The 12,980-nt window shown below is 65.1% G+C and carries 11 protein-coding genes; 7 read left to right on the plus strand and 4 right to left on the minus strand.

The window, feature by feature from the left end; all coding sequences use genetic code 11:
* Positions 1-19: 19 nt before the first annotated feature.
* The 7 genes from C1A35_RS03610 to C1A35_RS03645 all read left to right on the plus strand — a co-directional run bounded on the left by C1A35_RS03610 (position 20) and on the right by C1A35_RS03645 (position 8,800).
* Positions 20-1,558, plus strand: coding sequence for an aromatic amino acid lyase (locus C1A35_RS03610; RefSeq protein ID WP_104662997.1), 1,539 nt, complete (start codon positions 20-22; stop codon positions 1,556-1,558).
* 18 nt (positions 1,559-1,576) lie between these two features.
* On the plus strand, positions 1,577-2,953 hold the full coding sequence (locus C1A35_RS03615; protein ID WP_104662998.1) for a dihydroorotase: 1,377 nt from the start codon (positions 1,577-1,579) through the stop codon (positions 2,951-2,953).
* On the plus strand, positions 2,953-4,236 hold the full coding sequence (locus tag C1A35_RS03620; protein WP_104662999.1) for a Zn-dependent hydrolase: 1,284 nt from the start codon (positions 2,953-2,955) through the stop codon (positions 4,234-4,236). The genes C1A35_RS03615 and C1A35_RS03620 overlap by 1 nt, the downstream gene beginning before the upstream one ends.
* A 1-nt stretch (position 4,237) precedes the next feature.
* On the plus strand, positions 4,238-5,335 hold the full coding sequence (locus C1A35_RS03625; protein WP_104663000.1) for a DUF917 domain-containing protein: 1,098 nt from the start codon (positions 4,238-4,240) through the stop codon (positions 5,333-5,335).
* Positions 5,336-5,347: 12 nt separating this feature from the next.
* Positions 5,348-5,677, plus strand: coding sequence for a TfoX/Sxy family protein (locus C1A35_RS03630; RefSeq protein ID WP_104663001.1), 330 nt, complete (start codon positions 5,348-5,350; stop codon positions 5,675-5,677).
* A 394-nt stretch (positions 5,678-6,071) separates the two neighbouring features.
* Positions 6,072-7,730 carry a urocanate hydratase gene (locus C1A35_RS03640; RefSeq protein ID WP_104663003.1) on the plus strand — a complete coding sequence of 553 codons (1,659 nt, stop codon included), beginning with the start codon at positions 6,072-6,074 and terminating at the stop codon, positions 7,728-7,730.
* A gap of 263 nt (positions 7,731-7,993) precedes the next feature.
* On the plus strand, positions 7,994-8,800 hold the full coding sequence (locus C1A35_RS03645) for a class I SAM-dependent methyltransferase (protein WP_104663004.1): 807 nt from the start codon (positions 7,994-7,996) through the stop codon (positions 8,798-8,800).
* Positions 8,801-9,082: 282 nt separating this feature from the next.
* Here C1A35_RS03645 and C1A35_RS03650 read toward each other — a convergent pair whose 3' ends face one another.
* The 4 genes from C1A35_RS03650 to C1A35_RS03665 all read right to left on the minus strand — a co-directional run bounded on the left by C1A35_RS03650 (position 9,083) and on the right by C1A35_RS03665 (position 12,930).
* Positions 9,083-9,844: an SDR family NAD(P)-dependent oxidoreductase gene (locus tag C1A35_RS03650; protein WP_104663005.1), complete on the minus strand. Its 762-nt coding sequence runs from the start codon at positions 9,842-9,844 to the stop codon at positions 9,083-9,085.
* A 4-nt stretch (positions 9,845-9,848) separates the two neighbouring features.
* Positions 9,849-10,667 (minus strand): ABC transporter permease, encoded by an 819-nt coding sequence (locus C1A35_RS03655; protein ID WP_104663006.1) that lies wholly within the window; start codon positions 10,665-10,667, stop codon positions 9,849-9,851.
* The gene (locus C1A35_RS03660; RefSeq protein ID WP_104663422.1) at positions 10,667-11,533 is read right to left on the minus strand and encodes an ABC transporter permease; all 867 of its coding nucleotides are present in this window, start codon (positions 11,531-11,533) and stop codon (positions 10,667-10,669) included. Before C1A35_RS03660 ends, C1A35_RS03655 begins: the two co-directional genes overlap by 1 nt.
* A 236-nt stretch (positions 11,534-11,769) precedes the next feature.
* Positions 11,770-12,930: a polyamine ABC transporter substrate-binding protein gene (locus C1A35_RS03665; protein WP_104663007.1), complete on the minus strand. Its 1,161-nt coding sequence runs from the start codon at positions 12,928-12,930 to the stop codon at positions 11,770-11,772.
* Positions 12,931-12,980: the final 50 nt, after the last annotated feature.

The raw sequence follows: 12,980 nt of genomic DNA on the forward strand, positions 1-12,980 counted from the left end.
CGGGAGGATCCCTATCGGCATGCTGCACCAGGTCAAGACCATCGTTCTCTGCGGGAAACCGCTGGATTTCGCGACACTCGAGGACATCGGCGCGGGAAGGGCGCGACCGGTGGCGGACGACGGCGGCATGGAACGCGTGGCGGCGGCCCACAAGGTGGTTGCCGACCGCGTCGCGATGGGGCTTCCCGTCTATGGCTCCAACACCGGCGTCGGCTCGATGAAGGATCGGCTCTGGACGGCCGACGACCTTGCCGAATTCAACAATTCTCTGGTGCGCGCGCATCACTTCGGCACCGGCGAATTCTTTGCGCCGGCGATCGTACGCATGGCGATCGCCATCCGTGTCAACACGGCGATGCGGGGCCACACCGGCTGCAGCCCGGACCTGATCCGGGCGTTTCTGGCACTCAGCGAACACGATATCATTCCGGCGGTGCGCCGCCACGGCTCGATGGGATGCGCCGATATCGGGCTGATGGGCCAGATCGCCTCGGTGCTGACAGGTGTCGGCGAGGCCTATTACCAGGGGCGTCTCGTTTCGGCCGATACGGCGCTTGCCGAAGCGGGGCTCAAGCCGTTCGTCATGCAGCCGCGCGACGCGCTGGCGGCCCTCAGCGTCAACGCCATCGCCTTTGCCGCTGCCGCCGACGTGCTGCGCGAGGCGGCTTCGGCCATCCGCGTGCTGCTCGTCACCGGGGTCATGTCGTCCCAAGCGCTCGGGGCGTCTGCCGATCCCTGGCGGGTGGCGGCGACGCTCTCGACCCGCGGCGAGGCGGTGGTCGGCTCCTGGCTCTATGGCCAATCCGGTATCTCCGACTGGCCGGTGCCGACGGCGATCCACGATCCCTTGAGCCTGCGCATGACCGCCCAGGTCTTCGGCGCCGTGGTCGATACGCTGCTGGTCGCCGCCGGGCGGCTGGTGGAGCAGACCTATCTCTCCGACGACAATCCGGTCGTGATCGGTGGCCAGGTGCATTCTTCCGGCGCATCGCTGCCGCTGACGACGACGCTCTACATCGAGGCGGCGCAGATCGCCTTTTCCCATGCGGCGCGCAACGTCTTGAACCGCTGCATCCTTCTTTCCAACGGCGGACGCCGCAATCTTTCGGTCAACCTGGTGGCGCCGGGCGAGGTCGCGACCGGGCTCGGGCCGCTGATGAAGCTTGCGGTCGAACTTTACATGCGCGTGCAGTCGCTCGCGGTGCCGCTCTCGGCCCAGTCGATCGTGGTCGCGGGCGGTCTCGAAGAGGAGGCGACGTTCCTGCCGCTGATCGTCGAGCGCATGGAAACGCAGGTACGGGATCTCCGCCAGCTTGCCGCGATCGAGGCGATGCTTTCGGCCCAGGCGATCGATCTCGTCGGCGACCAGCCGCAGGGGATCGTCAAGCGCGCCTATGACCAGACGCGCTCGGTGAGCCCCATGTATCTCAAGGACCGGCCGCTCTCGAAGGAGATCGAGGCGCTGCAGGATGCGTTTACCTGCCACGATCTTCTGCGCTCCTTCGTTGCGACCGCGCCGATGCCGGAATTCGACGACTTCTTCGCGCTCGACAAATAATCAGACTGGGAGAGCAGCATGTCCGATTTCGATCTCGTTCTGAAAGGCACCGTTGTTCTCCCCCAAGGGATCGTCGAGGGCGGCCATGTCGCGGTTCGCGACGGCAAGGTGGTGCATGTCGGCCAGGGCGTGGCACCGGCTGCGCGCGAGCGGCACGATCTCGGAGAGGCGCTGATCCTGCCGGGTGCGGTCGACGCGCAGGTGCATTCGCTGTCGCAGAAGAACCAGGAGGATTTCCTCTGGTCGACCCGCTCGGCGGCAGCCGGCGGCGTCACCACCATTGTCGACATGCCCTATGACGAGGGCAATCTCGTCTGCTCGGCGGAAGCCCTTCGCCGCAAGATCGATCACGCGAGCCCGCAGGCACGCGTCGATTTCGCGCTCTATGGCACCGTCGATCCGGAGGAGGGGCCGGCGCGCATTCTCGAAATGGTGGAGGCAGGCGTCGCCGCCTTCAAATTCTCGACCTTCGGCACCGATCCAAAACGCTTTCCCCGCATTCCGGCAGCGCTGCTCGAAGACTGCTTCCGCGCGATCGCGCCGACGGGGCTAGCCGCGGGCGTCCACAATGAGGACGACGAAGCGGTGCGTGCGGCGATCGACAAGGTCAAGGCGCAAGGGATTACCGACTACCGCGCCCACGGTCTGTCGCGCCCGCCGCTGACCGAACTGCTTGCCACCAACCAGATCTATGAGACGGGGGCGGCCACCGGCTGCCCGGCCCATGTGGTGCATTGCTCGCTTGGCCGCGGCTACGAAATCGCCGCCGCGTACAGGGCACAAGGCCACAAGGCGACGATCGAGTGCTGCATCCACTACCTGACGCTCGACGAGGAAAACGATGTCCGCCGCCTCGGCGGCAAGGCGAAGATCAACCCGCCGATCCGGCCGCGCGCCGAGGTGGAAAAGCTCTGGCGGCACGTGGCCGACGGCACGGTGACCATGGTCTCGACCGATCACGTCAGCTGGTCGGAAGACCGAAAGACCAATCCGGACATGCTGGCCAATTCGTCCGGCGTGCCTGGGCTCGAAGTCATGGTGCCGCTCTTCGTCAAGGGCGCGCTGGAGCGTGGCATTTCCTTGACGCGCGCAGCCGAACTGATGACGCTGAACCCGGCCCGGCACTTCCGCCTCGACCACCAAAAAGGGGCGCTGGAGCCGGGCAAAGATGCCGATATCATCGTCATGACGCCGGAACCCTATGTCTATGATGCCGCGGAAAGCGGTCACAACGTCGTCGGCTGGTCGCCCTATAATGGCATCCGACTGCCCTGGCGGGTGGCTGCCACCTATCTGCGGGGCAGGCTTGCCTTCGATGGCCGCCAGGTTCTTGCCGAACCGGGCGGTGGCCAATTCGTTCGGCCGCTGCCGACGCTGACGCTGCAGGAGGCGTGATGAGTAAGTCTGCCCCAAACAAGGTTCCGGCCAATCTGCCCGTCAATGCTGCCCGCATCGCCGGTATCGTCAACGGCCTCTCGGGGATTACCGAACCGGACCGGCCCTATACGCGCCGCGCCTTTACGCCGCTTTTCCTCGAAGGTCGCGCCTTTCTCGACCGGCGCTTTCGCGCGGCAGGTCTCGAGACCCGCATCGATGCCGCCGGCAATCTCATCGGCCGCCGCAAGGGGAAAAAGTCGGCGCTCGGCACCATTCTGCTCGGCTCGCACTCGGACACGGTGCCGGATGGCGGTCGTTTCGACGGCATTGCCGGCGTCGCTGCCGCACTCGAAGTGGCGCGTGCGCTTGCCGATAACGGCATCGAGCTCGACCACGATCTGGAGATCGTCGATTTCCTGGCGGAGGAAGTGTCGATCTTCGGCGTGTCCTGCGTCGGCAGCCGGGGCATGGCAGGCGTGTTGCCGGATGGCTGGCTGAGCCGCACGCAGGGAGATCTGAGCCTCAGGCAAGGCATCGTCGAAGTGGGCGGCGATCCCTCCAGGCTTTCCGGCTCGAAGCGCTCCGACATCAAGGCCTTTCTCGAACTGCACATCGAGCAGGGGCCGGTGCTCGAAACCGGGCGGCTTGATATCGGCGTCGTCACCGCGATTTCCGGCATTACCCGCATCGAGATCATCGTCGAGGGACAGGCGGATCACGCCGGCACGACGCCGATGGGGCATCGCCGCGACGCGCTGGTTGCAGCCTCCCGGCTGGTGCTGGAAATCGAAAGGCTGGCGACGGAGTTTTCGCGAGGCGACGGGCACTTTACCGCGACGGTCGGCGAGTTCTCGATCGAGCCGAATGCGGCCAATGTGGTGCCGTCAAAAGTGCGGTTGCTGATCGACGCGCGCGCCGAACTGCGGCCGCAGATGGAACGGTTCCTCGATACGCTTCAGCCTTTGTGTCAGGGCCTCGCCGAGGCGTCTGATGTGACGATCGCGCCTGTCAATGTGATCTCGGACAACCACCCGACGCCGGGCGATGCGCTCTTACTTTCGACGCTGGAACAGAGCTGCGAGGCGATCGGTGCCAAGCACCGGCGCATGGCGTCCGGTGCCGGCCACGACACCGCCTGGATGGGGCGTATCACCCGCTCGGCGATGATCTTCATTCCATGCCTCGGTGGGCGCTCGCATGCGCCCGAGGAGTGGGCGGAAAACGACGATATCGCGCTTGGCGCCGCCGTGCTCTTCGATGCGGTGAAGAGGCTCGACAGGAAATTGCAGGAGAAGGTGTGAGATGGGCCGGATACTGAAGGAAAAGGACGTCGAGGCAGCGGTCAAGGGCGGCTCCGTCTATGCCGCCGGCGGCGGCGGCTGGGCCGATCATGGCCGCATGCTCGGCTACGCCGCGGTATCGATCGGCAAGCCCGAGCTTGTGTCGATCGACGAGCTCGACGCCAACGACTGGGTGGCGACGGCAGCGGCGATCGGCGCGCCGGCTTCGACCACGCCGTGGGAAATGCGCGGCGTCGACTACGTCAAGGCCGTTCAGCTCTTGCAGGAGGCGCTTGGCGAGAAGCTTTCCGGCCTGATCATCGGCCAGAACGGTAAGTCCTCGACGCTCAACGGCTGGCTGCCCTCGGCAATCCTCGGCACCAAGGTGGTCGATGCGGTCGGCGACATCCGCGCCCATCCGACCGGCGACATGGGCTCGATCGGCCTTGCCGGGTCGCCCGAGCCGATGATCCAGACGGCCGTCGGGGGAAATCGCGAGGAGAACCGCTACATCGAGCTGGTCGTGCGCGGCGCCACCGCCAAGGTCTCGCCGGTCCTGCGCACCGCCTCCGACATGTCCGGCGGCTTCATCGCTTCGTGCCGCAACCCGGTCAGGGCATCGTATGTCAGGGACAATGCGGCGCTCGGCGGCATTTCGCTGGCGCTCAAGCTCGGCGAGGCGATCATCGCGGCGGAAGCCAAGGGCGGCAGTTCCATCATCGATGCCATCGTCAAGACCACCAACGGCGCGTTGCTCGCCGAAGGCACGATCACCGACAAATCCGTCGTCTATACCAAGGAAGCCTTCGACATCGGCACAGTGACCCTGGGGAAGGGCGCTGACTCAACAGTATTGCACGTGATGAACGAGTATATGGCGGTTGACTCTGCGGAAGGCACGCGGCTTGCGACCTTCCCCGACGTCATCACCACGCTGTCGCCGGAGGGCGAACCTTTGAGCGTCGGCCAGTTGCAGGTGGGCATGAGGATCTTCGTCCTGCATGTGCCAAAGACGGTGATCCCGCTGTCGTCAAGCGTGCTCGACCCGACGGTCTATCCATCGGTGGAGAAAGCCATGGGCATCGAGCTTGCCCGCTACGCGCTTTCCGGCCGGAGCTGACGGGAGAGAGTGATGGCGCGCGATGCCGGTCTGGAGGAGCTGATCCGCGAAGAGCTCGGCGACCGCGCCGGGCTCTCGGAAAAGGCGATGTTCGGCGGCTGGGCCTATCTGCTGCACGGCAACCTGCTGCTCGGCGCGCGCGAGGGTTCGCTGCTCGTCCGGCTCGGCAAGGGCAATGACGGCTGGGCGCTTGCGCTGCCCGATATCGAGCTGATGGTAATGAACGGGCGGGCGATGCACGGCTGGGTGCGGGCAGGGGCGGAGGCCTATGGCGACGATGCCCTGCGCAAGCGGTTGCTTGATGGGGCGCTTGCGTTCGTCGAGACGTTGCCACCGAAGTGAGAATTGCTGGCTTGGCTCGCCGATGAACCGCGAGGTTTGCCCCTCACCCTAACCCTCTCCCCGCAGGCGGGGAGAGGGGACGTGGCCGCTAGCAACGTCGAGCGTGTGGCGAGCGCCGGCCAATCATTCGCCCAATGCGGGACGGGAAAATTGCATGATGGTACGGGCCGGCGCGGCAAGCACAACGCATCCCCTCTCCCCGCGAGCGGGGAGAGGGCTAGGGTGAGGGGCCGTTGCCACCCGCCGCCACAGACGTGAGGGGCGGCGACTTGCGCGTGTCACCAATGCAAGGGAGCAGGGATCTGCCTCCGCCATAAACGAGAGGCAGCGACTTCCCGCCGCCGTGAATGTCTGGGGCAACCGCCCCGCCGAAACAACAACAAGGAACGAGACGATGCCCAAGGCCAATCCCCGTCATCCTGGTTTTCCCATTCCCGGCGGGCCGGAGCTGCGCACCAAGGGCTGGCGGCAGGAGGCGCTGTTGCGGCTGCTCGAAAACGTGCTTTCGGTCGGCGAGGATCCGGACAATCTCGTCGTCTATGCAGCCCTCGGCAAGGCGGCGCGCAACTGGCCGGCGCATCGCGCCATCGTCAAGACGCTCACCGAGATGGACGAGGACCAGACGCTGATCATCCAGTCGGGAAAGCCGGTGGGGCTGCTCAAAACCCATGCCAAGGCGCCGCTCGTCATCATGGCCAATTGCAACATCGTCGGCCAATGGGCGAAGGCCGAGGTGTTTTACGAATTGCAGCGCAAGGGGCTGATCTGCTGGGGCGGGCTGACGGCCGGCGCCTGGCAATATATCGGCAGCCAGGGCGTGATCCAGGGCACCTACGAGATCTTCATGCGCATCGCCGAGCGCCGCTTCGGCGGCGATCTCGCCGGCCGCTTCGTGCTGACGGCGGGGCTCGGCGGCATGGGGGGCGCGCAGCCGCTTGCGGGTCGGATGGCGGGGGCTGCGATCCTCTGCGTCGACATCGACGCGGAGCGGGCCAAGAAGCGCCGGGAGATCGGCTATCTCCAGGAGATCGCGCCCGATCTCGATGCGGCGCTGGCGATGATCGACGCGGCGGTGAAGGAAAAGCGGGCGCTCTCCGTCGGTCTTGTCGGCAATGCGGCGGAGATCTATCCGGAGATCGCCCGGCGCGGCATCGTGCCTGACGTGGTGACCGATCAGACCTCGGCGCACGACCTCGTCTACGGCTATGTGCCGAAGGGCATGAGCCTCGACCAGGTGAAGTCGCTGCGTGACGACGGCCAGGGGCAGTTGATGGCAGCGAGCCGCGCCTCGATCGTCGAGCACGTCAAGGCGATGCTCGACTTCCAGGCGAAGGGCTCGGAAGTCTTCGACAACGGCAACCTGATCCGCACCCAGGCGCGCGAGGGCGGTGTTGCCAATGCCTTCGACATTCCGATCTTCACCGAGGCCTATCTGCGCCCGCTCTTTGCCCGCGCCATCGGGCCCTTCCGCTGGATGGCGCTGTCAGGCGAGGAGAGCGACATCGCCCGGATCGACGATCTGCTGCTCGACATGTTTCCGCACAACCGCATCATCACCAACTGGATCCGGCTTGCGCGCCAGCATATCCCCTTCGAGGGCCTGCCGGCACGCATCGCCTGGCTCGGCCACGGCGAACGCACGGCGCTGGCGCGGCGGGTGAACGAGCTGGTGGCGGCAGGAGAACTCAAGGGGCCGATCGCGTTTTCGCGCGACCATCTCGACGCCGGCGCCATGGCGCATCCGAACATCATGACCGAGCGGATGAAGGACGGTTCGGACGCGATCGCCGACTGGCCACTGCTCGACGCCATGCTGCTCTGCTCGTCGATGGCCGACCTCGTCGTCGTCCATTCGGGCGGTGGCGGCTACGCCGGCTACATGACGAGCTGCGGCGTCACTGTGGTCGCCGACGGCACGGTCGAGGCCGACGAACGGCTTGACCATGCGCTCACCAACGACACCTCGCTCGGCGTGATCCGCTATGCCGATGCCGGCTATGACGAAAGCTTCGAGGAGATCGCCGCCAAGGGCATTGGGCATGTGAAGGTGTAGGGCTTGCGTCGGAGTGGGAGGTGCCCGCATGGGCCCTCCCTCATCTCTGTGCTTGTCACAGAGATCCAGCCACGGCGCGTCTGCGCCGTGAATAGCGCTGAAAACCAGAGTCTCTGGCGCTGCCGACGCAGCGCCGCTGGATTTCTGTGGCAAGCACGGAAATGAGGGAGAGGAGGCGCTCCCCGAGCCTGCTTTGCGATCGAATGCCTTGGTACCCCGCCCGCCAGGCGCTAATATGCCGCCTTTGCTGCCTGGAGGCGATCATGACATCGAGCTTCAATGTGCAGAGTGCCGACGGCTATGAACAATTGATGGGCCGGTGGAGCCGGCAGCTTGCACCGTTGTTCATCGATTTCGCAGGGCTCGCCGACGGCGAGCGGGTGCTGGACGTCGGCTGCGGTACCGGTAGCCTGACCTTCGCGCTGCCGCATGCAGCCGATCTCAGCGAGATCGTTGCGATCGATTTTTCACCGGTTTTCGTCGAGGCGACGATCAAGGCGAACAGCGATCCCAGGATCAAGGTCCAGCAGGCCGACGCCTGCGCGCTTCCCTTTGCCGATGCGTCCTGCGACCGGGCACTGGCGATGCTGGTGCTGCATTTCGTGCCGGAAGCGGGGAAGGCGATTGCCGAGATGCGCCGGGTCACGCGGCCGGGCGGCGTGGTTGCAGCCGTCGTCTGGGATCATTACGGCGGCATGCCGGGCATGCGCATGGTGCTCGATGTGGCGGCGATGCTTGATGGGAATGCCGAACAGGTGCGCAGCCGCTACTGCTCCCAGCCGATGATGCGGCCCGGTGAGATGATGCAGAGTTTTGCCGCCAATGGTCTTGAAAAGGTGGAGCAGACGTCGCTGATGATCCGGATGGATTATCTATCGTTCGACGATTTCTGGCAGCCGATCGCAGCCGGCGAGGGACCGCTCGGCAAGTACATCGGGACGCTTGATGCCGGCCAGCGGGCGAAGATCGATGCGGCGGTCAAGGCCGCCTATCGGGCCGGCCAGCCGGATGGGCCGCGGTCTTTTGCGGCGGTCGCCTGGGCGTGTCGGGGCGTGGTTCCGGGGGCGTGATCGGGCTTCCCAATTCGCCAACCTCATTCCTGTGCCTGTCACAGGAATCCAGCAGCGCCGCGTCGGCGGCGCCAAGAACGCCTTTGCGTCTTGGTCGGAGTCACTCACGGCGCGGACGCGCCGTGGCTGAATTTCTGTGACGAGCACAGAAATGAGGGGGGAGGAGGTGCTTCCAGACACACAGAAATGTGGAAGGGGCAGCGCTCCAAGCCAGGACGGCAGTGGGGAGCGCGCGCCGCCGCCCGTTGCGACGTCAGGTGAATGCAACTTCAACGCACACGGTCACACCACCGTCTCGCCGCCATCGACCACCAGGATCTGGCCGGTCATGTAGGAGGAGCGGTCGGAGACGAGGAAGAGGATCGACTCGGCGATCTCTTCCACACTGGCCCAGCGGCCGAGCGGCACCTTTTCCCGGATATAGGATTCGATTGCGCTGCGGCCGCCCATCTGCGCGATGAAGGGCTCGTTGAAGGGCGTGTCGACCCAGCCGGGGCAGAGCGCGTTGACGCGGATGCCGTGGCGGGCGTAGTCGCCGGCCATCTGCTTGGTCATGGCGATGACGGCGTGTTTGGTGGTGGTATAGGCGATCATCTCGCGGTCGTAGAGGACACCTGACGAGGACGAGGTGTTGACGATGACACCGCGGCCGGCGGCGCGCATTGACGGCATGACGAGGCGTGCCGCCATGAAATGGGCACGCACATTGAGGTTCCAGGAGCGGTCAAAGCCGGCGACCTCGACCTCTTCCAGATCGCCCGCGACCTGGGCGCCGGCATGATTGTGCAGGATGTCGATGCGGCCGTGGCGATAGAGGATTTCGGCGATGCCGTCGGAAAGGGCTGCGTCATCCGTGACGTCGATCGCCAGCGCCTCGGCGCTGCCGCCCTTTTCAGCGATCGCCTCGACGGCGGTTGCTGCTGCCGCAAGGCTGCGGTCGACGACGACGACATGGGCGCCCTCGCGCGCCATGATGGCCGCACCCGCCTGACCGATCCCGGAGCCGGCTCCGGTCACGATCGCGACCCGGTCTTTCAGGATCATGGTTTCACTCCCCGGATTTCGTTTTCTTTTCCCGCATCAGGATGCGGGCTGTCAGGATCAGAAGCAGCGAGGCGACGAGCACCAGCGTCGCGATCGCGTTGATCTCGGGTGTCACGCCGCGGCGGATCGAGGCGAAGACGTAGATCGGCAGCGTGGTCTTCGAGCCTGCGACGAAGAAGGCGATGATGAAATCGTCGAAGGAGAAGGTGAAGGCCAGAAGAAAACCGGCGAGGATCGACGGCAAGATCTGCGGCAGCACGATCAGCCGGAAGGTGGTGAGCGGCGTCGCGTAGAGATCGCTCGACGCCTCGACGATGTCGCGGCCAAGGCTCGCGATGCGCGCCTTCACGATCATCGTCACCAGCGCCATGGAAAACAGGCCATGGGCGGCGATGATCGAGCCATAACCGAGACCGAGTTGCGGCGGCTGATCGCCCGGCCAGATGGTGGCGAGCGCCGGGTTGACGAAGGAGAAGACGGCGACGAGGGCGACCAGCGTCGCGATGCCGATGACGACGCCGGGCACGACGATGGCCGCTGCGAACAGCGCATCGAAGATTGCCCGGTTGCGCGGCGCCAGGCGCTCCATGCCAAGCGCCGCCATCGTGCCGAAGATCGCCGCGAGCGTGGCGCTGGTAAAGGCGATCAGCAGGCTGTTCTGCAGCGCCGAGACGAGGAAGGTGTTGCCAAGCGCCTTGCCATACCAGGCGGTCGAGAACCCGGTGAACTCGCTGGCGTTGCGGCCGGCGTTGAAGGAGAACAGCACGACCAGCGCGATCGGCGCGTAGAGGAAGAGATAGACGGAAGAGATGAAGGCGCGCATCAGACGAGATCCACCTGTCTTGTGCCGGCGACGCGGAAGGCGATGCGCATGGCCACCATCAGGATCACCACGACGACGGCAACCAGCGTGACGGCGATCGCCGAGCCGAAGGGCCAGTTTCGCGATTGCAGGAAGAGATCGACCAGCGCGTTGCCGATGAAGAACACCTTGCCGCCGCCGAGCAGCTGCGGGATCAGGTATTCGCCGAGCAGCAGGATCGTCACCAGCGCGACACCCGTCATCACGCCCGGCAAGGAGAGCGGCAGGGTGACGCCGAAGAAGGTCGACACAGGCTTGGCGCCGAGATCGGCCGAGGCTTCGAGCAGCCGGCGGTCGAGTTTTTCGAGGCTCACGTAAATGGGCATGATCATCAGCGGCAGGTAGCCATAGACGATGCCGAGCAGCACGGCGCCCGGCGTGTTCAGCATCCTGACGTCCTCGATACCGATCATCGAAAGTAGGTTCGGGATGCCGCGCGAACCGAGGATGTACATCCAGGCATAGGTGCGCACGAGCAGGCTGGTCCAGAAGGGCACGACGACAAGCGATACGAGGATCAGCCGGTAGCGCGGGTTCGCCCTGACCGCGAGGTAATAGGCGACCGGATAGGCGATCAGCAGGCAGGCGAGCGCGCCGATCGGTGCCAGGATCAACGTGTTCCAGAAGGCGGCCGCGCGTGTCGGCAGGTTGGCGAACTGAGCGAAGGTGAAGGCCGCCTGATAGCCGCCTTCCGGTGCACGCTCGCCGAAGGCGAAGACCAGCATGGCGATGAAGGGCAGCACGAGGAAGATCATCAGCCAGGCGGCAGCCGGCGCCACCAGCGCCGCCGTCACCAGGTTTCTCTTCGTATTCGTTGCCGCGGTCATGAAAATGTATCCGTTAAAGTCGATTTCGAGTTTCTGCCCCTCATCCGGCCTGCCGGCCACCTTCTCCCCGCTTGCGGGGCGAAGGGGATTTGTGGCGCCTGCTCGCTCCCTCTCTTCCGGCAGAAGCGAGGGAGCAGGGAGCTTGCGGCTTGTTCCTTCTCCCCGTCAGAACGGGGAGAAGGTGCCGGCAGGCGGATGAGGGGCGCTTTCCTCTCAACGCTGCGTCCGAACTGAGATCAAGCCGACTTGAAGCGCGCCATCAGTTCGGCGCGGCCGGGGTCGGTGAGGGTGACAGCGGCGCCGAATTCGAGTGGGGTCAGCGAGGCCTCGTCCGGATAGACGATCTTGTTGCCGGTCACGTCGACCGGAAGCAGCTTCATGACGCGGCTGTCGGTCGTCGGCGCGCCGTTGGCGATGTGCTCCTTCATGGCGTTTTCCGGCGCCATCAGATAGTTGAGTAGGGCATAGCCGGCGGCCTTGTTGGCCGCACTTTTCGGGATCGCGTAGAAATCCGACCAGATCTCGCCGCCGTCCTTGCCGAGCGTGAACAGGATTTCCGGCATGTCGCGGTTGAGCTGGGCGCCGTCGTTGGTCCAGCACATGGTCATCCAGGCATCGGTCGCGCGCATCGACGGCTGGTAGTCGCTGTTGATGGCGTAGAGATGCGGCTTCACCTTGATCAGCAGCTCTTCGGCCTTGGCGAGTTCGTCCGGCTTGATCGAATTGAAGGAGTAGCCGAGCGACACCAGCGCGTTGCCGATGGTGGTGAGCTGATAATCATGCACCATGGCGCGGCCGTCGCCCTCGGTCATGGCGATCTCGAAGAAGTCCTTCCAGCTGGTCACCGGTTTCTTGATCTTCGCCGAATTCACCGCGATGCCGGTCGTGCCCCAGTTCTTCGGCACGGCATAGGTCTTGCCGTCGACAACACCTTCGTTGGTGAAGCGCGCCGTCTCGGTTGCAGCGTCGTAGTTCGGCAGCTTGGACATATCGAGTTCGTCGATCAGCCCGAGCTTCACATAGGTCGAGATCGTGTAGTTGGTGGGAACGAAGAGATCCCAGCCGGTGCCGCCGGCCTGGAGCTTCGCCAGCATCTCTTCGTTGGAGCCGAAGACGTTGACCTCGACGGCAACGCCGGTTGCCGCCTGGAAGGCCTCGAAGGTGGCGGGGTCATGGTAGTTCGGCCAGGTGGCGATCGACATCTGCGTGCCGAGATCGCCGGCAAAGGCGGTGGAATTGAAGAGGCCCGGCTGGCGCGCCAGAACGGCGGTCGCAAGGCCGAGGCCGGTGACGCCGAGGAAGTGACGGCGGGTGACCGAGCCGCGCTTCAGGCGCATCAGTTCGTCGGCGAGCTGATCGGCGGTGATAGGGGCATTTTCTCTGTACCATTTGCTCATGACGCTGTTCCCTTTATCGTTTGACGTTCATGCGTAGGCGGCAGAACCGG

It is taken from the genome of Ensifer adhaerens (genome assembly GCF_002940685.1).
GTDB classification, from domain to species: Bacteria; Pseudomonadota; Alphaproteobacteria; order Rhizobiales; family Rhizobiaceae; genus Ensifer; species Ensifer adhaerens_E.